At 69.6% G+C, this 21432-nt stretch carries 25 protein-coding genes and 1 pseudogene; 8 read left to right on the top strand and 18 right to left on the bottom strand.

The window, feature by feature from the left end; all coding sequences use genetic code 11:
- The first annotated feature begins 176 nt into the window (after positions 1–176).
- From VS93_RS15855 to hypB, 3 genes are all read left to right on the top strand, one after another.
- Complete coding sequence (locus VS93_RS15855; RefSeq protein ID WP_052745793.1) at positions 177–668, top strand: DUF6069 family protein; 492 nt, start codon at positions 177–179, stop codon at positions 666–668.
- 251 nt (positions 669–919) lie between these two features.
- Positions 920–1240: a hydrogenase maturation nickel metallochaperone HypA/HybF gene (locus VS93_RS15850; protein WP_236700577.1), complete on the top strand. Its 321-nt coding sequence runs from the start codon at positions 920–922 to the stop codon at positions 1238–1240.
- Positions 1241–1242: 2 nt separating this feature from the next.
- On the top strand, positions 1243–2106 hold the full coding sequence (gene hypB, locus VS93_RS15845) for a hydrogenase nickel incorporation protein HypB (RefSeq protein WP_046470695.1): 864 nt from the start codon (positions 1243–1245) through the stop codon (positions 2104–2106).
- Here hypB and hypE read toward each other — a convergent pair.
- The 15 genes and pseudogenes from hypE to VS93_RS31785 form a co-directional block, all read right to left on the bottom strand.
- A complete protein-coding gene (gene hypE / locus VS93_RS15840) occupies positions 2103–3263 on the bottom strand; it encodes a hydrogenase expression/formation protein HypE (RefSeq protein WP_082126924.1) in 1161 nt (386 codons plus the stop codon). The two genes, hypB and hypE, sit on opposite strands and share 4 nt — an antisense overlap.
- A complete protein-coding gene (gene hypD, locus VS93_RS15835; RefSeq protein WP_046470694.1) occupies positions 3260–4387 on the bottom strand; it encodes a hydrogenase formation protein HypD in 1128 nt (375 codons plus the stop codon). Before hypD ends, hypE begins: the two co-directional genes overlap by 4 nt.
- Positions 4388–4418: 31 nt before the next feature.
- On the bottom strand, positions 4419–4691 hold the full coding sequence (locus tag VS93_RS15830) for a HypC/HybG/HupF family hydrogenase formation chaperone (RefSeq protein ID WP_046470693.1): 273 nt from the start codon (positions 4689–4691) through the stop codon (positions 4419–4421).
- 3 nt (positions 4692–4694) lie between these two features.
- Complete coding sequence (locus tag VS93_RS33460) at positions 4695–4805, bottom strand: DUF6893 family small protein (protein ID WP_394298827.1); 111 nt, start codon at positions 4803–4805, stop codon at positions 4695–4697.
- A complete protein-coding gene (locus VS93_RS15825; RefSeq protein WP_046470692.1) occupies positions 4802–5299 on the bottom strand; it encodes a hydrogenase maturation protease in 498 nt (165 codons plus the stop codon). The genes VS93_RS33460 and VS93_RS15825 overlap by 4 nt, the downstream gene beginning before the upstream one ends.
- Positions 5296–6588 (bottom strand): hypothetical protein, encoded by a 1293-nt coding sequence (locus tag VS93_RS15820; RefSeq protein WP_046470691.1) that lies wholly within the window; start codon positions 6586–6588, stop codon positions 5296–5298. Before VS93_RS15820 ends, VS93_RS15825 begins: the two co-directional genes overlap by 4 nt.
- A pseudogene (locus VS93_RS15815) lies at positions 6585–7222 on the bottom strand (DUF6084 family protein). Before VS93_RS15815 ends, VS93_RS15820 begins: the two are co-directional and overlap by 4 nt.
- Positions 7219–7881 carry a DUF5947 family protein gene (locus VS93_RS15810; RefSeq protein ID WP_046470690.1) on the bottom strand — a complete coding sequence of 221 codons (663 nt, stop codon included), beginning with the start codon at positions 7879–7881 and terminating at the stop codon, positions 7219–7221. Before VS93_RS15810 ends, VS93_RS15815 begins: the two are co-directional and overlap by 4 nt.
- Positions 7878–8075, bottom strand: coding sequence for a hypothetical protein (locus VS93_RS31790; RefSeq protein WP_052745792.1), 198 nt, complete (start codon positions 8073–8075; stop codon positions 7878–7880). Before VS93_RS31790 ends, VS93_RS15810 begins: the two co-directional genes overlap by 4 nt.
- Positions 8072–8521 carry a NifU family protein gene (locus tag VS93_RS15805; RefSeq protein ID WP_052745791.1) on the bottom strand — a complete coding sequence of 150 codons (450 nt, stop codon included), beginning with the start codon at positions 8519–8521 and terminating at the stop codon, positions 8072–8074. Before VS93_RS15805 ends, VS93_RS31790 begins: the two co-directional genes overlap by 4 nt.
- Entirely contained in the window at positions 8518–10347 is a 1830-nt protein-coding gene (locus VS93_RS15800; RefSeq protein ID WP_236700573.1) for a nickel-dependent hydrogenase large subunit, read from the bottom strand. The genes VS93_RS15805 and VS93_RS15800 overlap by 4 nt, the downstream gene beginning before the upstream one ends.
- A gap of 54 nt (positions 10348–10401) precedes the next feature.
- On the bottom strand, positions 10402–11454 hold the full coding sequence (locus tag VS93_RS15795; RefSeq protein WP_046470689.1) for an NADH-quinone oxidoreductase subunit B family protein: 1053 nt from the start codon (positions 11452–11454) through the stop codon (positions 10402–10404).
- Positions 11451–12197, bottom strand: a complete 747-nt coding sequence (locus VS93_RS15790) for a D-sedoheptulose-7-phosphate isomerase (protein WP_082126923.1) — start codon at positions 12195–12197, stop codon at positions 11451–11453. Before VS93_RS15790 ends, VS93_RS15795 begins: the two co-directional genes overlap by 4 nt.
- On the bottom strand, positions 12184–12456 hold the full coding sequence (locus VS93_RS15785; RefSeq protein ID WP_046470688.1) for a HypC/HybG/HupF family hydrogenase formation chaperone: 273 nt from the start codon (positions 12454–12456) through the stop codon (positions 12184–12186). The genes VS93_RS15790 and VS93_RS15785 overlap by 14 nt, the downstream gene beginning before the upstream one ends.
- Positions 12453–12683 (bottom strand): hypothetical protein, encoded by a 231-nt coding sequence (locus VS93_RS31785; protein WP_236700572.1) that lies wholly within the window; start codon positions 12681–12683, stop codon positions 12453–12455. The genes VS93_RS15785 and VS93_RS31785 overlap by 4 nt, the downstream gene beginning before the upstream one ends.
- Positions 12684–12743: 60 nt before the next feature.
- On the opposite strand from VS93_RS31785, the gene VS93_RS31780 reads away from it, so the two are divergent.
- Together VS93_RS31780 and hypF are read left to right on the top strand one after the other, a co-directional pair.
- The gene (locus VS93_RS31780; RefSeq protein ID WP_236700571.1) at positions 12744–12944 is read left to right on the top strand and encodes a hypothetical protein; all 201 of its coding nucleotides are present in this window, start codon (positions 12744–12746) and stop codon (positions 12942–12944) included.
- A gap of 634 nt (positions 12945–13578) precedes the next feature.
- The gene (hypF, locus tag VS93_RS15775; protein ID WP_046470687.1) at positions 13579–15864 is read left to right on the top strand and encodes a carbamoyltransferase HypF; all 2286 of its coding nucleotides are present in this window, start codon (positions 13579–13581) and stop codon (positions 15862–15864) included.
- Here hypF and VS93_RS15770 read toward each other — a convergent pair whose 3' ends face one another.
- Complete coding sequence (locus tag VS93_RS15770) at positions 15865–16335, bottom strand: hypothetical protein (protein WP_338022751.1); 471 nt, start codon at positions 16333–16335, stop codon at positions 15865–15867.
- A gap of 300 nt (positions 16336–16635) precedes the next feature.
- On the opposite strand from VS93_RS15770, the gene VS93_RS15765 reads away from it, so the two are divergent.
- Positions 16636–17730 carry an Rv2578c family radical SAM protein gene (locus tag VS93_RS15765; RefSeq protein ID WP_046470686.1) on the top strand — a complete coding sequence of 365 codons (1095 nt, stop codon included), beginning with the start codon at positions 16636–16638 and terminating at the stop codon, positions 17728–17730.
- 184 nt (positions 17731–17914) lie between these two features.
- On the opposite strand, the gene VS93_RS15760 is transcribed toward VS93_RS15765, so the two are convergent.
- Both VS93_RS15760 and VS93_RS15755 read right to left on the bottom strand, forming a co-directional pair.
- On the bottom strand, positions 17915–18205 hold the full coding sequence (locus VS93_RS15760) for a MerR family transcriptional regulator (protein WP_046470685.1): 291 nt from the start codon (positions 18203–18205) through the stop codon (positions 17915–17917).
- Positions 18202–19002, bottom strand: coding sequence for a J domain-containing protein (locus VS93_RS15755; RefSeq protein ID WP_052745790.1), 801 nt, complete (start codon positions 19000–19002; stop codon positions 18202–18204). Before VS93_RS15755 ends, VS93_RS15760 begins: the two co-directional genes overlap by 4 nt.
- 124 nt (positions 19003–19126) lie before the next feature.
- On the opposite strand from VS93_RS15755, the gene VS93_RS15750 reads away from it, so the two are divergent.
- Entirely contained in the window at positions 19127–19552 is a 426-nt protein-coding gene (locus tag VS93_RS15750; protein ID WP_046470684.1) for an Hsp20/alpha crystallin family protein, read from the top strand.
- Positions 19553–20462: 910 nt separating this feature from the next.
- Positions 20463–21368, top strand: a complete 906-nt coding sequence (locus VS93_RS15745) for a helix-turn-helix domain-containing protein (RefSeq protein ID WP_046470683.1) — start codon at positions 20463–20465, stop codon at positions 21366–21368.
- The last annotated feature ends 64 nt before the right edge of the window (positions 21369–21432 follow it).

The raw sequence follows: 21432 nt of genomic DNA, 5'->3' as shown, positions 1-21432 counted from the left end.
CAGGCAATGAGTCAATGGCCCTCAGACGTAGGGACGGAAGTCCCAGCAGGTCTGGCGGTCGCCGCCCAGGGGGCGGTGTGCCGTATGCCTCAGCGGTCCCGACGGAGGGTTGACCTCAACTTTTGTTGAGGTTACAGACTGGCTGTGCACGTTCCATCACCCTAGGGAGGCTCCCAATGGCTGGTCGGGAGAACGCACGGCTCTCCAGCGGCGGCGCTGAGAACGGAGCCCCGGGCGCCGGCACCCTTAGAAACGCGGAGGCGGTGAAGCGGCCGGGGTTGAACTGGTGGCAGGCCGGCGGCATGGCAGTGGCGGCCGCCGCGCTCGTCAACCTCGCCATCCTCTTCGCCGGACAGATGGCGGGCGCGTCGTTCCGCTACACGGACGCCGGCGAGCTGCACGAGGTGACCGCCGGAGGAGTGCTCGGCTCGACGGCCATCCCGCTGGTGGCCGGATTCGCCGCGGCGGTGCTGCTGGCCCGCTTCTGGATCGGTTTCCTCCGGTTGGCGCAGGTCATCGGTGGAGGGCTCGCGCTGCTCACGGTCGCGGGCCCCTTCCTGACTGACACAGACGGAGGGACCCGGGTCGCGCTCGCGCTCATGCACGTGGTGGTGGCCGCTGCCGTCGTCTGGAGCCTCGAAGCGGTCCGCCGTCGCCGGACCGCCTAGCACGGCGATGAGGCGGTCCGGCGTCCTCACGCGGCGAGATACCGGGCGGAACGGCCGCGCCGGACGTATCCGGGCCCATTCCGCCCGACGCCGTTCCGCCGTCGCCCGCCCGCGTGGCGCCGCGACGGATCAGTACTGTACTACTACCGTGAGTGACGACATTGACGCTCCCGTTCCGGGTGCCGGGCATACCGCCGGCCTACCGGTCACCCCGTCCATCCGTGACTGTTGAGGGTTCGCGCGTGCACGAAATGGCCGTCACCCAGAGCATCGTCGACGCCGTGTGCGAACGGCTCGACGGCGCCCGGGTGCGCGTGCTCGCGCTTGAGATCGGAACGCTCTCCGGGGTCGTTCCGGACGCCGTCCGCTTCTGCTTCGACCTCGCCGCCGAAGGCACCCCGCTGGCCGGTGCGCGACTGGAGATCGCCGAACCGCCCGGCCTGGCCCGCTGCCGTGTGTGCGAGGCGGAGTTCCGGCTGGACGACCTGATCGCGCTGTGCCCTTGCGGCAGCGCCGACGTCGGGATCATCAGCGGCCGGGAGCTGCGTATCCGATCGATGGAGGTACTGTAAACATGTGCGCCACGTGCGGCTGTTCCGATCCCGCCGGAACGCGTATCACCCAGGTGACGGCGGATACGGCCGCGGCCCCGCACCTCCACGACCACGGCCATGGGAACGGCCACGGCGCGGGACAGGCCGGCACCGCCGACGAGGACACCGGGGAAACCCGCACCGTCCTCCTCGAACAGCAGGTGCTGGCCAGGAACGACCGGCTCGCCGGCGCCAACCGGGAGTGGCTGGGCACCCGCGGCGTCCTGGCGGTCAACCTCATGAGCTCGCCCGGATCGGGCAAGACCACCCTGTTGGAACGCACCATCCGCGAGCTCGCCGGCCGGCCGCCCGTATCGGTCGTCGAGGGCGATCAGGAATCGCTGATCGACGCCCAGCGCGTCCGCGGGACCGGGTGCGCGGCCGTGCAGATCAACACCGGTGCCGGCTGCCACCTGGACGCCGGGATGCTCGGCTCGGCGCTGCGCGAACTCGATCCCCCGCCGCGCTCCGTGGTCCTCATCGAGAACGTCGGCAACCTGGTCTGCCCGGCCCTGTTCGACCTCGGGGAGGCGCACCGGGTCGTGATCATGTCGGTCACCGAGGGCGCGGACAAGCCGCTGAAGTACCCGCACATGTTCGCCGCCGCCGACCTCGTGCTGCTGAACAAGGTCGATCTGCTGCCCCACCTGGACTTCGACCCCGGTTTCTTCGAGTCGAGCGTCCGCCGCGCCAACCCGCGGGCAGAGGTGCTCCGGGTCTCGGCGACCGGGGGTGAGGGGATCGGTATCTGGTGCGAGTGGCTGCGCGACCGTGTCACCGCCGGGCCCGGAGAGCGGGGCCCGGCCCGGCGGGATAGCGGCGCCGCGGACGGCGTGGCCCGCTAGCAGATACGCGGCAGCGGGTCGCCGATCATCACGTCCACGATCCGCGTGCCGCCGAACTCGGTCCTGAGCAGCACCAGCGCCGGCGGATCGTCCTTGACGGCGCCGATGGCGGCGGCGTCCCGGCCGAGCGGGTGGGCGCGCATCGCCTCCAGGGCCTGCTCGGCCTCGGAGCCGTCCACCACGGCCACAAGGCGGCCCTCGCACGCCATGTACAACGGGTCGATGCCGAGGATCTCGCCCGCGCCGCGCACCTCGTCCCGCACCGGGACGGCGTTCTCGTCCAGCACGACCGCGGTCTCGGAGGCCGCGGCCACCTCGTTCAGGACCGTCGCCATGCCGCCGCGGGTGGCGTCACGCAGGCAGCGGACGCCGTCGGTGCTGTCGAGTAGGGCGCGCACCAGGCCGTGCAACGGCGCGGTGTCGGAGATGATGTCGGACTCGATGTCCAGCTCGCCTCGGGACAGCATGATCGTCATGCCGTGGTCGCCGATCGGGCCGGAGACGAGGACGGTGTCCCCGGGGCGCACCTGGCCGGGCCCCAGTGTCAGGCCGTGCTCGACGATGCCGACCCCCGAGGTGTTGATGTAGCAGCCGTCCCCCTTGCCCCGCTCGACGACCTTGGTGTCGCCGGTCACGATCTGCACGCCGGCGCGCTGCGCCGCCTCGGCCATGGAGGCGGTGACCCGGGCCAGGTCCTCGACGCGGAACCCCTCCTCCAGGATGAAACCCGCGGAGAGGTACATCGGCCGCGCCCCGGACACGGCGAGGTCGTTGACGGTGCCGTTGACGGCGAGGTCGCCGATGTCGCCGCCGGGGAAGAACAAGGGGGAGACCACGAAGGAGTCCGTGGTCAGGGCCAGGTGCTCCGTTCCGGCGGGAACCCCGGCGGCGTCGTCGAGCCGTTCCAGCGCCGGGTTGCGGAAGGCCTCCAGGAACATGGCCTGGACGAGTGTGCCGGTGGCCTTGCCGCCCGCCCCGTGGGCCAGGGTGATCCGCTCGTCCTTGACCTTGGGCTTGCGCCGCCGCGCGCGGTCGATGCGGTCCAGTACCTGCTGCTCGCGGTCGCCGGTCCGGCCGCCGCCGGCGTGCGGGTCGGCGGCCGCGTGCTCGGCGACGGCCTGCTCCGCCCACTCCGCGGAGCGCTGCGGTGTACTCATGCGCGGGTCGCCTCCTTCACGCGGCTCCGCTCGAAACGGCCGTAGTTGTAGTAGGCGGCGCACGCCCCCTCCGAGGAGACCATGCAGGTGCCGATGGGTGTCTCGGGTGTGCACGCGGTCCCGAAGACCTTGCACTCCCAGGGTTTGAGCACGCCCTTGAGCACCTCCCCGCACTGGCAGGCCTTGGGGTCCGCCACCCGGACGCCGGGCAGCTCGAAGAGGCGTTCGGCGTCGAACCGCGCGTAGTCGTCCCGCAGGCGCAGCGCCGAGTGCGAGATGAAGCCCAGCCCGCGCCATTCGAAGTAGGGACGCAGTTCCATGACGTCGCTGATCGCGCGCAGCGCCGCCTGGTTGCCGTCCCACGGGACCACCCGGCTGTACTGGTTCTCCACCTCGGAACGGCCGTCGGTGAGCTGCCGGAGCAGCATGTAGATGGACTGCAGGATGTCCAGCGGTTCGAACCCGGCGACCACCAGGGGCTTGCCGTAGTCCTCGGCGATGAACCCGTACGGCCGGCAGCCGATGACCGTCGACACGTGTCCGGGGCCGATGAACCCGTCGAGGCGCAGGTCCGGCGAGTCCAGAACGGCCTTGATCGCCGGGATGACCGTCACGTGGTTGTCGAAGACCGAGAAGTTCTCCACCTCGTCGACCGCGGCGCGCAGCACGGTCATGGCGGTGGACGGCGCGGTGGTCTCGAAGCCGATCGCCATGAACACCACGTGCTTGCCGGGGTTCCCCTTGGCGAGCTTGAGAGCGTCGAGCGGCGAGTACACCATCCTGATGTCGGTGTTGTCGGCGTTGGAGTCGATGAAGGACCTCGTGCTCCCGGGGACCCGCATCATGTCCCCGAACGAGGTCATCACGACGTCGGGCTGCTGCGCGATGTGGATCGCGTCGTCGACGCGCCCCATCGGGATGACGCAGACGGGGCATCCCGGCCCGTGCACAAGCTGGATGTTCTCCGGTAGGTAGTCCTCCAGGCCGTGCTTGTAGATGGTGTGCGTGTGCCCCCCGCAGACCTCCATGAACTTGTAGTGCCGCCCCGGTTCGCACAGATCGGTGATCTTGGCCGCGAGAGCCTGCGCCCGGTCCGCGTCGCGGTACTCGTCGACGAACCGCATTGTCCCCCCTTCTTCGCCGTGCCCCGGCGTGTCACTCGATCTGCGATCGGCGGAGCGCGTCGAGCTCGTCCTCGTAGTCCTGGCCGATGGTCTTCAGGAAGTCGAGCGCGGCCTGCGCCTCCTCCTCGTCGATCTTGGACAGCGCGAAACCGACGTGGATGAGGATCCAGTCCCCGGGCCGTACGTCCTCCTCCTCCAGCAGGGCGATGTTGATGGACCGCCGGACTCCGCTGACATCGACCTTGGCGAGATCCGGTTGTTCGGTGTTAAGTTCGATCACCTCACCGGGGATCCCCAGGCACATCCGCTACATCCTCCGAATCTTGATGTAGCGCTTCATGTCGGGAAGCAGCAGGAGGACGAGGAGCCCGAGTCCTCCCAGCGACAGTGCGATGAGCAGCCAGCCCCACCACTTCATGAGTGTCCTTTCGGTTCTTTCGACGTCACCAGTTCCCAGACCATGCGCGCCGCGTCCTCGACCGCGTTCGACACCGGTTCGCTCAGGCCCATGCGTTCCTCCACGCACTCGGGTTCGCACCCCACGACGTGGATCGTGCCGACCCTGCCCCCCAGCGAGGTGAGCAGGGCGAAGACGGTGTCCGGAGTCAGGTCGTGCGCGTCCATGAGGGGGCCCGGGCCGTTCGGATCAGGGGCGGACACGTCCTCGGGGCCGACCTCGATCATGTAGAGCGTTCCGGGCATGCCGCCGCGCGGCGTCGCGTCGATCATGACGAGCGCGTCGTAGCCGTCGAGCAGCTCGTAGGCGAGATGGACCCCGCGGATCCCGAAGTCCTCGGCGCGGACGCCGTCGGGCAGCGGCCGGTCGGCCAGCCGCCGTACGACCTCGACCCCGAACGCGTCGTCACCCAGGAAGATGTTGCCGACTCCGGCGATGAGAGTGCGTGCCGTCATGATCCGTCTCGGTGCAGTTCGACCTCTTCGGGGGTGAAGTACAGGTACCGGCCGTGCCACTGGTGCAGATCGACGCCGAGGTCGTCGTCGAGCGTGACCGCGAGGTAGCGCTCGCCGTCCACGTCGAAGAAGACCCCCGCGACGGTGGCGATCCGGTCCCGCAGGAACATGTCCTGGGCGTCGGCGCGGCGCTGCCCCGGGCACAGCCGGACGCGGCTGCCCTTGGCCGCGGTCCCGCCCGATACGGCCACCGTGTCGGTGTCCGGGCACACCGCCGCGTCCTGGCCGGGATCCCACCAGGGGGCATCAGGCGGTTCGGCGGGCACCGGAGCCGTCCGCCCGGTGGCCTCGTCGAGGTAGCGCAGCGCACCGTGCAGCCGGTCCAGGACCTCCGGCGGCATCGTGTCGGCGCCGTTGATGATGTGCGCCGCTCGCGGGTCGGTGGCCCGGGCCTCCGCTTTCTCCGCGTCGGTGAGCGCCATGGTGCGCAGGGTGAGGATCTCGTCGATCTCGGTGGCGTCGCACAGGTCGGCCGGGCTCTCCGCGGCCACCCGCGGGTAGTCGTAGAGGATGATCGGGGAGGAGAGCATCAGGTCGCGGCTGCCGGGTTCCCCGATGAGCACCGGCCACGTGTGCCGGTTCCGGCAGGAGGCGACGGCGGCCGCGGCCCACTCCGGCGGCTCCAGCAGGGAGACGAACGCACCGCAGCCGACACGCAGCAGCGTGTGCGCCGACGCCATCGAGAGGCGCAGCATCTCCTCGCGGGATGCGGCCGGATCGTTGCCGCGGGTGTGGTTCTCCACCCGGATCGTCGCCTTGACCAGTCCTCGGGGTTCCGCGGACCGTTCCCACGCGACCGTGATCAGCCCGTCGAGTTCGGCGCTGCGGACGGTGGCGCCCTCGTGGATCTCCGCATCGCCGGCCACCGCGAACGGGATCTCTCGGGTGCCCGAATCGCCCTCCAGCGCAACGCCGGCGTCCACCTCCTGGAGGACGCCCTCGTCCCAGTCCGGCGGCCCCGCGTCGGCGCCGTCGCCGACCCGTGCGGTCGGTACGCGCGAGCGCACGTGCATGAACCGCAGCCGGAGGTCGAGTACCGGGGCCGTTCCGGCTTCGATCAGGCATTCGGTGCGGGCGAAGGCCGGTTCCCCCGTCGCCACCCCCGGTGGTGCGATCACGCCGAACTGCCACCGGAGCCGGTTCTTCACGGCCGAGGCCCGGTAGGGGTAGAGCACGTAGCCTTCGAAGAGGATCGCGTCGGCCACCTGGCGTGCCTTCTCGAAAGTCATCGCGCCTCCCCGGCCTTGTCCAGTAGCAGCCTTACCGCCTCGTCCCAGGTGGGCAGGGCGCTGCGTGATTTGAACGCCTGGAGGGCGTCGATGCTCTCGCGGCGCATCCGGATCCAGCCCTCGGTGGGGAAGTAGTGGTCCATCATCTCCCGCCACACGCGCACCGGGAGCCGGTAGGCGGCCTCGCGGTCCCACGGCACCTGGTCGACGGCGAAGCCTGCGGCGCCTTGCGGAACACGGTGCCGCTGAACAGCAGTTCCAGTGGGATCTCGCCGTCCCGCAGGCCGTGCAGGTACTTGGTCGAGGCCACCTCGAAGTCGTAGGTGAAGGGGACGGGCAGGTTCGCCTCGGTCTCCCCCTGGAAAGGCGGAACGACCAGCGGCACCTGGGCGAGCTGCAGCGGCCGCAGCGTCTGGCCCCACCTGCCGGGCTCGCCGTACAGGTCGCGCAGGTTCTCGGCCTCGGTGTCGGAGTAGCCGCGTTGCCGCGGCTGGATCCTGATCTGGCACTGCAGCATGATGCTGTGGATGGCCTGGCCGGTCGCCTCCGCGACGTGCAGCCTCAGGTTGAGGGTGGGTGCGGCCGCGTAGCGTTCGACCTCGGCCCCGGCGCACTCGAAGCCGAGTTCCGTCATCGCCGTACCCCCCGTGCTCCGATACCGACACTCCGGCAGCGCTCCCGGAGGTCGGCGAAGAAGCCGTTGATGGCGGTCCACGCCTCCTCGCCGCCGTCGAATCCCTTCCAGCGCATCCGCACCAGGCCGACGAGCCGGTAACAGGCGTCGACCGGGAGCAGGAAGCACTCGAACGCGTCCTCGCGCCGGTGCAGCAGCAGTGCCTCGACGTCGTCGGCCAGGTCGGCGAAAGCCGGATTGAGATCGAGGATCCCGGCCGCCGTGTCGAGGGGCAGCGTGGACTCGGTCGCTCCGGCGGGGCTGGGGTAGAGGGCGACGGTGCGCCCCTGATCGGAGTTGCGGAGGAAGAAGACCATGCGCACGGGGATCTGCAACGCGTCCCACTGCGCGTCGGAGATCGGGAACCCCGGGTCGTGCAGGTAGCGCTCCGGGACCGAGAGGTAGCGGCCGCCGGCCGCCCCTTTCGTGGTGAACAGCAGGTGGCAGGCCCGGCAGGCGCACAGGACGCTCCGGTGGTCGAGGTCGGCGACGTGGGAATGCGATTCGTGCAGCGGTTCGGCGCACATCTCGCACTGTTCGCCGGGCACCGGCGACGGCCCGCGCTTCAGGAAGCGGCGCAGCCCCGCCGGCTCCGGTGGCTTCTCGACGGGGCTGCTCACGCCCTCTCCTTCCCGGGTTCCTCGCCCGCTGCTCCCGGCCGGTCCAGTTCCGCGGGCACCGTGCAGGCCATCGCGTGCTCGGGCGGACGGTGGCGCAGGCTGTCCAGCGGGATGAAGCCGGAGTCGGCCGGCTCCGGCTCGGTCATGCCCTCGACCCGGACCTCTTCGATCTCCGGTGCGGATTCGGCGATCACCCGTTCGATGGAGCCTTAACGGTCACTATCGAGGACGGGCAGCCGTCGCAGTTGCCCTGGAGCCGCAGCAGGGCGACACCGTGATCGACGCTGACGAGTTCGACGTCGCCCGAGTGTGAGCCCAGGTAGGGGCGGACCCGCTCCAGCGCCTGCTGGACGCGCGCGGTCGTGTCCAACGGGTGCAGGTCGTGCAGGATGAGCAGGCTGGAGACCAGGTCGTCGCCGAGCAGGCGCTCCAGCGGCGGTTCCTCGCCGCTCCCGGCGGCGGACTCCGGCCCGATGCGGTCCACGATGCGCCCGAGTGCGGTGCCGTAGAGTTCCACGAGCAGCCGGATCGCCTCCTCTGCCCGCTGGTGTACGCCCGGGTCCGACCCGGCCAGCTCGTCCAGGAGCTGCTCCACGCGCTCACTGGTCCGGACCAGTGAGCTGTCGGTGTCGGTTGTCATGCCGCCCCTTCCTCGGATCCGGCCGTTCTCACGTGCTGCCGCCGAACGCGGTCGGTGTGTGCTGGGCCCGCACCGTCCTGCCGTTGCCCACGTACATGTGGACCCCGCAGCAGGCACGGGTCGAAGCTGCGCACGGTGCGCATGATGTCGATCCCCTTGAACTCGTCGGGCGAGTTCTCCTCGAAGATCGGGGTGTTCTGCACGGCGTCCTCGTACGGGCCCGGTGTCCCGTAGCTGTCCCGGACGCTGGCGTTCCACGGCGTCGGCGGGTACGGGTGATAGTTGGCGATCTTGCCGTCGCGGATCACCATGTGGTGCGAGAGCACGCCGCGGACGGCTTCATGGAACCCGACGCTGATCGCCTCGTCGGGCACCGTGAACGGCCGCCAGGTCTGGGTGCGGCCGGCGTGCACCTCCTCCAGGCCCTTCTCGGCGAAGTGGATCGCCGCGGCGGCCGCGTAGGCCTGGAAGTAGGTCCGGGCGCGGTTGCGTTCCAGCGCGTTGCTCCACTTCGGGATCTTCCACTCGAACGTCTTCTCGCCGAGCGTCGCGGTGCGCGGCAGGTTGATCTTCACGCTGCTGCCCGTCGCCTGGACGTAGCCGCCGATGTCGACCAGTCCGGACAGCGCGGTCGACCAGAGCCGGGCGATGGGACCGCCCCCGGTGTCGAGCGGGAGGTGGTCGGTGCCGTCGAACCAGCGCGGCGACATCACCCAGCTGTACTTGTCGTCGAAGTCGCGCTTCTGCGGGTGCGGGATGGTGTGCTGGTTCCACGGGTGGCGGTGGTCGACCGGGTTGCCGAGCGGGTCGTGGGTCACGAACTTCTCGTGGTCGGTCCAGTCGTCGTAGTAGGAACTGCCCAGCAGGATGCGGATGCCCAGGTTGATGTCGACGAGATCGTTGGTCACGAGGTTGCCGTCGACGATCACACCCGGGGTCACATACATCTGGCGACCCCAGTGCGACATGTTCTCGTACCGGTAGTCGCAGTGGTAGGGATTGTTCAGTGATCCCCAGCAGCCCAGCAGGATCCGGCGCCGGCCCACCTGCTCGTAGCCGGGCAGGGCCTCGTAGAAGAAGTCGAAGAGGTCGTCGTGCAACGGGACGACCCGCTTCATGTACTCCACATAGCGCATCAACCGGGTGAGGTAGTCGGTGAACAGCTGCACCGTCGGGTAGGTCCCGACCCCGCCCGGGTAGAGCGTGGACGGGTGGACATGCCGCCCCTCCATGAGGCAGAACATCTCCCGGGTCAGCCGGCTCTGCTGCAGGGCCTCCCGGTAGAACTCGCCCTCCATCGGGTTCAGGGCCCGCATGATGTCGGCGATGGTCCGGTAGCCGTGCTCGCCGGCATGCGGCGCCTCGGTCCGTTCGGCCAGCTCCAGGACCCCGGGGTTGGTCTCGCGGACCATGCGTTCGCAGTAGTCCACGCCAACGAGGTTCTCCTGGTAGATGTTGTGGTCGAACATGAACTCGGCGGCCTCGCCGAGGTTCATGATCCACTCGCCGATCGGGGGCGTCTGCACGCCGAACGCCATGTTCTGCGCGTAGACCGAGCAGGCGGCGTGGTTGTCACCGCAGATCCCGCAGATGCGGCTGGTGATGAAGTGGGCGTCGCGGGGATCCTTGTCCTTCATGAAGATGCTGTATCCCCGGAAGATCGACGACGTGCTGTGGCACTCGGCCACTTCCTTCTGCTTGAAGTCGATCTTGGTGTAGATGCCCAGGCTGCCCACGATCCGCGTGATCGGATCCCAGGACATGTCGACCAGGTTGTCACCGGGTGTGCGCCCGGAGCGCTTCCGTGCGGGCTCGGTTGCCGTCATCTCGCTGTGCCCTTCGTCAACGACGCTGCGGATTTCTCGTGAGCGGGAACGTGGTCACCACGGAGGCCGGTAGCCGGTGGTGATCCGGGGGCCGGGATGGCGCCACTTCGGTTCCTGGTCGACCGTCTTCTGGGTGATGCCGCGCAGCCTGCGGATGGCTCCGCCGTATGGCTTGCTGAACGCGGAGGAGACCCTGCTGCCCGGGGGTTCGTCCATGAACGGCATGAACTTGTCCGGGAAACCGGGCATGGTGCAGGCGATGCAGATGCCGCCCACGTTCGGGCATCCGCCGATGCCGCCCATCCAGCCGCGTTTGGTCACGTTGCATTTCACGACCGGCCCCCAGCAGCCGATCTTCACCAGACACTCCGGCGAGCCGTACTCGTGGGTGAACTGGCCCTGCTCGTAGAACCCGCCGCGGTCGCAGCCCTCGTGCACGGTGTAGCCGAACAGCCAGGTCGGGCGCAGCCCTTCGTCCAGCGGGATCATCGGGGCGTTCCCCTGGAGCTGGTAGAGCAGGTACAGCAGGGTCTCGGAGAAGTTGTCCGGTTGTGTCGGGCAGCCGGGGATGTTCACGATCGGCAGGCCCGCCTTGGACTTCCAGTCCCAGCCGAGGTAGTCGGCCACTCCCATGGCGCCTGTGGGATTGCCGGCCATCGCGTGGATGCCGCCGTAGGTGGCGCAGGTGCCGGCGGCCACGAGGGCGGTCGCCTTAGGGGCGAGCCGGTCGAGCCACTCGCTGGTGGTGATGGGCTGGCCGGTCTGCGGATCGTTGCCGAAACCGCACCAGTAGCCCTCATCCTTCAGCCGTTCGTTGGGAATCGAGCCCTCGACGACAAGGACGAACGGGTCGAGCTCTCCCCGTTCGCCTTTGAAGAACCACTCGATGAAGGTGTCGGCCCCTTGGACGGGGCCGGAGTCCCAGTCGATGAGCGGCCAGTGCACCTGGACCTTCGGCAGCCCCGGCAGAGCGCCCATGACGATCTCCTCGATACTGGGCTGGCTCGCCGCGGTGAGCGCCACGGAGTCGCCGTCGCAGCTCAGGCCGGCGTTGATCCACAGGATGTGGACGACGGATTCTTCCTGCTCGGTCTGTGCGGTGGTCATTGCGTTCCTCCTTGGGCGTCACTGCTCGCCGCGGCGCTCTCCCCGGAGAGCGAATGGACGTGCAGGGAGCGCGATACCAGCTCCCACAGCACGTGGTAGAGGGTCGTCTGGGCCTCCTGGATGCGGTGCACCGAGGCGGAGGGGACGGCGAAGAGGTGGTCCAGGGTGTCCAGCTCGCCCAGCCTGCCGCCCTTGTAGCCGGCCAGGCCGATGGTGAGCATGCCCAGGCGGCCGGCGTATTCCAGGGCGCGCACGACGTTCTCCGATCCGCCGCTGGTGGACAGGCCGAACGCGATGTCGCTACCGGTGCCGAACGCGGCGATCTGCCGGGAGAACACCACCTCGAAGCCGACGTCGTTGGACAGTGCTGTGAGCACGGCGACGTCTCCGGTGAGGGAGAGCGCCGGCAGCGGCTCGCCCCTGGGCGGGTGCAGGAACGTGGTGGCCACATCGACCGCGTCGGTGCTGCTGCCGCCGTTGCCGAACGTGAGGAGCCGGGCCCCGGCCAGGAACCTGTCGACCATGGCGAGGGCGCAGCGGGCCAGGTCGTCGCGGTACTCCGCGAGGAGGCCGCGCCGCAGCTCCGTGATCTCCCGCGCCTTTTCCGCCGTCGAGCGCCGTACCTCGGCCATGATGCCGGCGTCGATGTCGCCCGCCGAGTCGGAGTAGAGGAACGGGTACAGCCCCGACAACGGCTGTCTCGACGGCCGTGACTGCGGGGCGTCGTCGTTACCGCCGCTCATCGCCGGGTACCTCCTGGACGCGTGAGATGGCCTCCTTGGCGTGCACGAGGACCAGATCTCCCGCGCCCGCGTCGACCAGTGCGACGCTGATCTCCTCGGTGCCGGCTCCGGTGTCGGCCAGGGCCAGACCGTCACCGAGAAGGCGCTGGATGCGCACGGGGATGGCCTGGTCGGAGCAGGTGAGGCAGACGTCCTCGTGGCAGTCGGGCGCGGTCTGCGGCGGTTCGGCGGCCTTGGGTCCGGACTGGTCGGGCCTCACGCGCTCACCTCCCGGTCGAGCGCGTCGGGCTGCTCGAAGAACACGTGCACCAGTTCCCAGAGAATGTGGTAGACGGTGACGTGCATTTCCTTGACGACCACCGGGTCGTCGGCGTGTGCCATCAGTACGTGATCCACCGACGGCCGTTCGAGGACGTCCCCGCCGTCCGCGCCGGCGAGCGCGACCGTTAGCAGCCCCATCTCCTTGGCGGTGTCCAGGGCGCGCACGACATTGGAGCAGCGTCCGTCGGGAGTGACGCCCAGAGCGATGTCGCGGGAGGCGGCGAGATGGCGCAGCTGGTGGGCGAAGACGGCGGAGAATCCCTCACTGCGCGCGATATCGGTGATCGTGGCGACATCATTGTTCAGGGAGAGCGCAGGGAGGGCGCGTTTCCCGACGACGACCGGATGGACGAATTCGACCGCGACGTGGTTGGCGTCGCGCCCGCACCGCCATTGCCGAAGACAATGATCTTGCCACCGCGGTGAAATCTGACGGCCATATCGCGACAGGTATCGGCGATTTTTTCGGCGTCCTCGGAGATCCGCTCTCCCGCTTCCTCGCGGGCGGCGAGCGAGTCGCCGACGCCCGCCTGGATCTCGGCCAAGCGGTTCATTGGTATTCCCCCTGTTCGGACCGCGATCTACGCGGTGGCCGGGATCTCGCGTCGTCCCCTTTCGTCCAGTTTCCGAGAAAGAGGGGACCGTGATCCTGCGCATGGGGTGCGCAGCCGTCGACCCGTCCCCGCCGCGCGAGCGCGCACCCGCCTTTCGGGAAGGGCGAACGAACCCGCTGTGGAAACGGAAACGCGACGACGATAAGCCGGCCGATGCCCGCGGCGCCACGGCGACGCGCCAGTGGATTGATATTGGCGGTGGAATTTCGCGTCCGAGGCGGGTGACCCGGCCTTTAATCAGGTAAACGGACGTAAAAGAATATGTCCGGGATCCGCGTGTAACAGCTGTGCTGTAGTGCGCTTTCAGTAGCGTGGTTCGGCCTGATCCGGACTCGGTTGCGGAGTTCGCGGAACTTGATCAAGGGATTACTTGTCTTGGTGTTTGCGCGGTGTCGGCGCCGATTTCCGTGCGCGCCACGGGGCCTGTTGGAGGGGGATATCGGGATATGCAGGAGGAGGACACCACCCTGCGCTGCAGACTGCGCGTGGAGGGGATCGTTCAGGGAGTGGGCTTTCGCCCCTTTGTCTACGCGCTCGCCACGCGGTACCGGCTCACCGGCCAGGTCGGCAATGACACCCAGGGTGTCTACGTCGAGGTCCAAGGGGCGCCGGAGCGCGTCGCCGGGTTCCGGGCGGACCTCGTGTCGCAGGCGCCGCCACTCGCGGTCGTCGAGCGTGTCAAGGCCGAGACCATCGCCTGCCGCTCGGACAACGGGTTCCGCATCGCGAGCACCGATTCCGCCGGCCGGCGCCGGATACTGGTTCCGCCCGACACTGCGACCTGCGACGACTGCCTGCGCGAACTCTTCGACCCGGCCGACCGCCGCTTCCGGTACCCGTTCACGAACTGCACCAACTGCGGGCCGCGGCTGACGATCATCACCGGCGTCCCCTATGACCGCCGGGCGACCACCATGGCGGGGTTCGCCATGTGCCCGGACTGCTCAGCGGAGTACCACGACCCGGACGACCGGCGCTTCCACGCGCAGCCCGTCTGCTGCCCGGAGTGCGGGCCGCGGGCGCGGCTGATGGATTCGGACGGCGCGGAGGCCGCCGGTGAGGACCCGGTCGAAGAGGCGGCGCGCCTGCTGCGTACCGGGCACATCGTCGCGGTCAAAGGGCTGGGCGGCTACCATCTCGCGGTCGACGCGGAGTCCGAGGCGGCGGTGCGGGAGCTGCGCGCGCGCAAGGACCGCGAGGGCAAGCCGTTCGCCGTCATGGTGTCCTCGCTGGAGGCGGCGGACGAGCTCTGCGACGTCGGGGAGGAGGAGGCCCGAGTGCTGAGCGGGCCCCAGCGGCCGATCGTGCTGCTGCGCCGCCGTTCCGGTTCCGGCCTCGCCAACGATGTGGCTCCGGGGGACCGCCATCTGGGCCTCATGCTCCCCTACACACCGCTGCACCATCTGCTCGCCCGCGCGTTTCCGCGGCCTATGACGCTGACCAGCGGAAACATTTCCGACGAGCCCATCTGCCACACGGAGGCCGGCGCGCTCAGCCGACTCAGCGGGATCGCCGACTACCTGCTGACACACGACCGGCCCATCCACACGCACGCCGACGACTCCGTCGTGCGCGTGGTCCGGGGCCGGGAGTACCCGGTGCGCAGGTCGCGCGGCTACGTGCCGGTCCCGCTGACGCTGCCGGCCCCCACCGAGCGGCCCGTGCTCGGCTGCGGCTCGGAGTTGAAGACCACCTTCTGCCTGGCCGCGGGGGATCGCGCGTTCCTCTCCCAGCACATCGGCGATCTGGAGAACTACGAAACGCTTCACGCGTACACAACGGGGATCGAGCGGTTCCAGCGGCTGTTCGGGATCGAACCGGCCGTCGTCGCGCACGACCTGCACCCCGAGTACCTCTCGACCAAGTACGCCGTCGACCGCACCGGTGTCGAGGTCGTCGGGGTGCAGCACCACCACGCCCATATCGCCGCATGCCTCGCGGACAACGCAGAGACGGGATCGGTCATCGGGGTGGCGCTCGACGGGCTCGGCTACGGCAGCGACGGCACCCTGTGGGGCGGCGAGCTGCTCGTCGCCGACCTGACCGGGTTCGAGCGGCGCGGTCATCTCGAACCCGTGCCGCTCCCCGGAGGGGCGGCCGCCATCCGGGAGCCGTGGCGGATGGCGGCGAGCTACCTCGACGCCGCTTACGAGGGGGACCCGCCGGACGACCTGCCGATGGTCCACCGCAACGCGGCGCGTTGGGAGAGCGTGCTCGCCGTGGCGAGGACCGGAGTGAACGCGCCTCTGACATCGAGTGCCGGCCGGCTGTTCGACGCGGTCTCCGCCCTCGCCGGCATCCGCGACCGGAGCAGCTACGAGGGGCAGGCGGCCATCGAACTCGAGCAGAGCGCCGACCTCGGCGAGACCTCGGCCTACACCGCCGCCATCACCGGCACCGACCCGCTGCGCATCCACGGCACGGACCTGGTGCGCGATGTCGTGGACGACCTGCGCGACGGTGCCGCGCCCGGCACCGTCGCCGCGCGCTTCCACAACGGATTCGTCAGCGCGATCGCGCGTGCCTGCTTCAAGCTGTCGTTGGAGAGCGGTATCTGCACCGTCGCCCTTTCCGGCGGTGTGTTCCAGAACGTCCTGCTGCTGTGCCGGCTGCGTGACGAACTCGAACAGGCGGGCCTGCGGGTCCTGACGCACCGCAATGTACCGGCCAACGACGCCGGGATCAGTTTCGGGCAGGCGGCCGTGGCCGCCGCGCGGGCCGGCGGGCGGTGACTAGGGAGTGTGGCGCCGCGAGGCCGCGCCGACGACCAGTCCGTACAGCACGTGGTCGACGAAAAGCGCGGCACGTTCCCGGGGGCGGGACTCGTGGGCGTGCGCGAGCCCGAGCACGGGCGCGATGGCGAACTCGAAGACCGCCCAAGACAGCACACCGTAGACCGGTCCCGAGACGCCCGGCACGCGCAGGCGCTCCGGTACCAGGCCGTAGATCGCCCCCGCGGTGGCCCCGTACCCCCAGTGCGCGAGCTGGACGGTGGCCACGCGCCGCTCCTTCGGAATGCGTTCCAGCAGGGAGGGGACCTCCTCCCGGAGAACCGACTCGGGGGGAGTCTCCGCGATCAGGTCCAGGCCGCGCGCCAGCTCCCGCATTCCGGTCATCGCCATGGCGCCGACCACGCCGCCGGCCGCGCATCTGAGCATCGCGGCCGGTCGCGTGTGCTCCGAGTGGGTATTCGCCCGTGTCATCCGGTACTCCTTTTTCGGCGCCGAGCCGCTGTGGGCCGAGGTGCGGACGCGGCGGGAGACGGGCCGGAACCCGGCGGCCGACCGCGCCCCGCAGGCCCGGGACACCGGCGGGCAAGCGGTCCACGCTGTGGGCGGGTACATGTTCTCCGTGCCCCGCTGCCCACGGAACGCGGTGCGCTACGCATCCCGAGCCGGATTATTGCCGAGCATTGACCGGCGTACCGGCGTGGTCCGGCCGCTGTCCCCGGGAGCCCGCATCTATGGTGGACATTCGCGCGAACGTGTGTTCGAATTAATCGTGTGAGATGGGAAGGACTGCGAGACGGCGGCGACGACGGCGGCGCGCTGTTCGAGCGCGCCGAGGTCTCCGCGCCGCGTGAGCTGGGTACGGGAGGCGCCGGGCTGGCCGCCCCTCCCGCGGGGGCGATCCGTGCCGGGGACGACGGCGACGCGGTCGCGGTCGAGATCCGCGCCCGCTCGATCATCAACCAGATGCCGGCCTCCTCCGGCCTGCCGTTCCAGTGGACCGTCAACCCGTACCGGGGGTGCAGCCACGCGTGCGTGTACTGCTTCGCGCGGCGTAGCCACGAGTATCTCGATCTGGACTCCGGCCGAGACTTCGACACCAAGATCATGGTGAAGGTCAACGCGGGCGAGCTGCTGCGCAAGGAGCTGGCCCATCCGCGCTGGGGCGGCGAGCCGATCGCGATGGGCACCAACACCGACCCCTACCAGCGGGCGGAGGGCCGCTACCGGCTGATGCCCGAGATCATCACCGCGCTGCGTGACTTCGCGAACCCGTTCTCGATCCTCACCAAAGGACGGCTGATCCTGCGGGACATCAGCCTCATCGAGCAGGCGGCGCAGGTGACCGACGTCAGCCTCGCGGTATCGGTGGGCTTCCTCGACGAGGCACTGTGGCGTTCGGCCGAGCCGGGAACACCCCGCCCGCAGAGCCGGCTGGACGTGATCCGCGGGTTCGCCCACCGGGGGATCGAGTGTTCGGTGCTGATGGCGCCGATCCTGCCCGGGTTGACCGATACCCCCGAGCGGATCGAGGAGACGGTGGCCGCGATCGCCGACTCCGGGGCGAGCAGCGTGACCCCGATCGTGCTGCACCTGCGGCCGGGGGCACGGGAGTGGTACCTGGCCTGGCTGGCCAGGGAGTACCCGAAACTCGTCCCGCGCTACCGCGACCTGTACCAGCGCGGCGCCTACGTTCCGAAGAGCTACCAGGACGCGGTGAACGCGATGGTGAAGGAGGCGGCGCGGCGGTACGGGCTGCTGGGGCCCGGTACCGACTCCGACGGCCACCGCAACAGCAGAGCGCGGCGGAAGCGGGAGAAGTCCGACACCGCGCGCCCGCACACCAGTGAGCAGCCCATGCTGCTCTGACCGCTCCGGTCGGGCCGGTGTCGCCCTGCCGTTCCGGACCTCGCCCGGCCCTCTCCTGCTCGCCGGAGTCGTCGAACCGGACGCGGTGCTCCTGCTCCCGCCTGCTGTACGTGGCCGCGCGGACCACGGCGGGCGCGGTGCGCCGCCGGGGGCTTCTCGGGCTCTCTACGGCGAGGCGGTGGTGCTATCCGCTGCTCGCGCTGTCCGTTTCGCGCAGTCGGGTGTTCTCGTCCTGCAGGTCGAGGATGTGTTTGACACCGGCCAGGTTGATCCCCTGGTCGGAGAGTTCGGCGATGCGGCGCACCCGCGCGATGTCGTTGTCGCTGTAGCGGCGGATGCCCCCTTGTGTCCGGTTGGGGGAGAGGAGCCCGTGGTCCTCGTAGAGCCGCAGTGTGCGAGGGGAGACTCCGGCGAGCTCGGCGGCCACCGAGATGGTGTAGAGCGCATGGTCGGGGCCGGGGCGCGCGGTGTTCATCGGCGCGGGTCCTTCCTGGGCGGGGGCAGCGTGCCGGCCAAACGCGCGAGGGCGGTGCGCTGGCTCGGGGCGAGACCGGCGGGGATGTCCAGGGCGATCTCGACCAGGAGGTCGCCGGCGGCGTATTGGCCGCGGGCGGGCACGCCGTGGCCGGCCAGACGCAGCCGATCGCCTGGCGCGGTGCCGGGCGGGACGGTAACCGGCAGCTCCGTGCCGCCTAGGGTGGTGATCGGGACTTCGGCGCCGAGGACGGCTTCGGGGTAGCTCACGGTAAGGGTCGTGTGCAGCTCCTGTCCGGAACGGCGGTAGACGGGGTGCTCGGCCACCAGGACGGTCACCAGCAGGTCACCGGGCGGACCGCCGTGGCGCCCGGGCTCTCCCTGTTCGCGCAGACGCAGCCGTTGCCCGTGCGTCGCTCCCGCGGGGATCCGGACGGTCATCCGCCGATCGCCGAGGTCAACGGTAGCGTTGGTGCCGTAGACCGCCTCGGCCAGGTCCAGTGCCAGCCGGGCGGTGGTGTCGGCGCCCCGGCGCGGGGACGGGGAACGGACGCGGACGGGGATGCGGGCGCCGCGCCGGGGCTGCGCCGTCGGCTGGTGGGTGTCCTGGCCCGTCCTCCGGCGCGGGTCGGTGAGCGTTTCGTAGGCCGCGCGGATCCGGGCGAAGCCGGACCGGTCGCCCTCGCCGGTATCCGGGTGGTAGCGCCGGGCCAGCCGGCGAAAGGCCCGTGCGATCTGCTCAGGGGTCGCGTCCGTACCGACCCCGAGCACCTCGTAGGGATCCTCTGCGCCGGACACGTTTCCTCCCTCTCATGTTGCAGTTTTATTTACCCTCCCATAGATGTTTATGCTCCTGTAGTCGTGGTAGAAAACCTGAGTGAGAGCACATCAGGTTTCGTGAGCGACTAAACGGGAGGTGGCCATGGTGCTGATGCGTACAGACCCGTTCCGGGACTTCGATCGGCTGACCCAGCGACTGCTCGGCGAGACCACGCGGCCGATGACGATGCCGATGGACGCCTACAGGGACGGCGACACCTTCGTGATCCACTTCGACCTGCCGGGGGTGCGCGCCGACTCGATCGACCTTGAGGTCGAGCGCAACGTCCTCACTGTCAGAGCCGAGCGCGAGGACACCACCAAGGGACGCGACGTGGTCATGGCGGAGCGCCCGTCCGGCAGTTTCTCGCGCCAGCTGTTCCTGGGGGAGTCTCTGGACGCCGACAACATCTCCGCGGATTACGCTGACGGCGTCCTCACCTTGCGGATTCCCGTGGCCGAGCAGGCCAAGCCGCGCAAGATCAGCGTCGCCGAGGGCCCCGGTACGGCCGGCCAGATCAAGGGCTGAACGCGCGAACGGGCGGCACGCACGGGGCCGCCGCCCCGCCCCGGCACTCCGGGGCGTTGAGGAGTACGGCGGGCGACCGGTCCCGTGGCCGAAGAGCGGAAACCGGACCCGCACGGCCCCCGCCACGGTCAACCGTGGCGGGGTCGTCGCTTGGCACCGCGAGGAGTGGGACGGACGGCACCGGTCGGCCCCATAGCGGCGAACGCACCTCGGAGCCGGTGCCGGCGTCCGCCATTCGCGGATTTCCCAGTCGTTCGGTCGCGGGGCGTGATGGGCTCTCGGTTCTTTTGCGCCCGTCCGGCAGGTCCCGAACAAGCCGAGTACGCGCCGCCTATTCCTTGGGAGTGAACATCCCGGAACCGCCCGTGTCTTTTCCGGCCTGCTCTGCGATTTACAGAAGTACATACTGATGCACGTGCATTCGGGTTTTCGCCCCTGAAAAGAGAGGGGCCGGAGGGGTGGACGTGGAGTCCCGCCATGTGGCCGGCGCCCCTCGGAAGACGGGCGCCCGGCGGAGTGCGCCAAGCACCGGTCGAGGGGAAGGCAAGGGTCCCGGACCCTGCGCAATCCTGGTTGTGCGGCGGCTCCCACCGCGGGCAGGCCGATCGCTTCTCGGGATCCGGCGCGGAGGCGGGTCCGGCGAGAAGGTTCCGGATGGTTTTTTGCTCGGAAAACAGTGGTGTCGCGGTATGGCGCCGTGCCGTGCGGCGGCGCCGCAATCCCGGTGAGTTAGGGCTGTTCGCGGCGATTCGGCCAACAGGTTGTTGGCAGGGCGATGCGCAAAGTGATGATCCGTGCTCCGCGGACGTCCACGAAACGGCGGCCAAAAGATCACAAGCCATGCACCATTGCGGAATCCTCGCTATTCTGGTCAATCGTTCGTGAGTAAGGCCACAGCCTGGGGAGGGGCATGATCCCGGCGGAAGACGGCGCGACCGCTGGTCGGGTCCATGGGGATTCGCACGGCGGATCGACCGTGCTGCGGATCCTGCTCGGCACTCAGCTCCGCCGCTTCCGAACGGCCAAGGGCCTCTTGCGCGAGGAGGCCGGGTACGCGATCAAGGCTTCCCCCGCGAAGATCAGCCGCATGGAGGAGGGGTATCTCCACTTCAGGGTGGGCGAGGTGAGTGATCTGCTCAGCCTCTACGGAGTGGAGGATCCGCAGGAGCGGGCCACACTGCTCGCGCTGGTCGACTGCGCCAACGTCCCGGGGTGGTGGCAGAAGTACGAGGACCTCCTGCCCAGCTGGTTCGATGTCTATATCGGGCTGGAGGAGAGCGCTTCCATCATTCGCACCTACGAACTCCAGTTCGTTCCCGGACTTCTGCAGACCGAGGACTACGCCCGCGCCGTCATCCAGCTCTCGCACGCCGCCATCGCCCCCACTGCCGAGATCGACCGGCGGGTCAGCATGCGGATGCGGCGCCAGCGGCGTCTGACCGGACCGGAGCCGCTCCGGTTCTGGGCCGTCGTGGACGAGGCCGCGCTACGCCGGCCCTACGGTCCACCGAAGGTGATGCGCGCCCAGATCGCGCACCTGATCGAGATGGCGGCGCTGCCCAACGTCACACTGCAGGTCATACCGTTCGCCTGCGGGGGGCATGCCGCTGCGGGAGGCCCTTTCAGTATCCTGCGCTTCGCCTCGCCGCAGCTTCCCGACGTCGTCTACCTCGAACAGCTGGACAGCGCCCTCTACTTCGACGTGTGCGAAGAGACCCACCGCTACATGGAGGTCATGGGGCGGTTGTCCATCCAGGCACCGCCTCCCTCCGAGACCCCGGCGCTGCTGGCCGTGCTGCACGACGAGATCGCCTGAGCGCCGACCGCGGGGATGCCCTTCCGGGGTTCTGCTGCACCTACCGGTGGCCGGTCGCGGGGTG

It is taken from the genome of Allosalinactinospora lopnorensis, assembly GCF_000981225.1.
GTDB lineage: Bacteria > Actinomycetota > Actinomycetes > Streptosporangiales > Streptosporangiaceae > Allosalinactinospora > Allosalinactinospora lopnorensis.
This window is presented reverse-complemented; position numbering and strand designations above follow the sequence as displayed.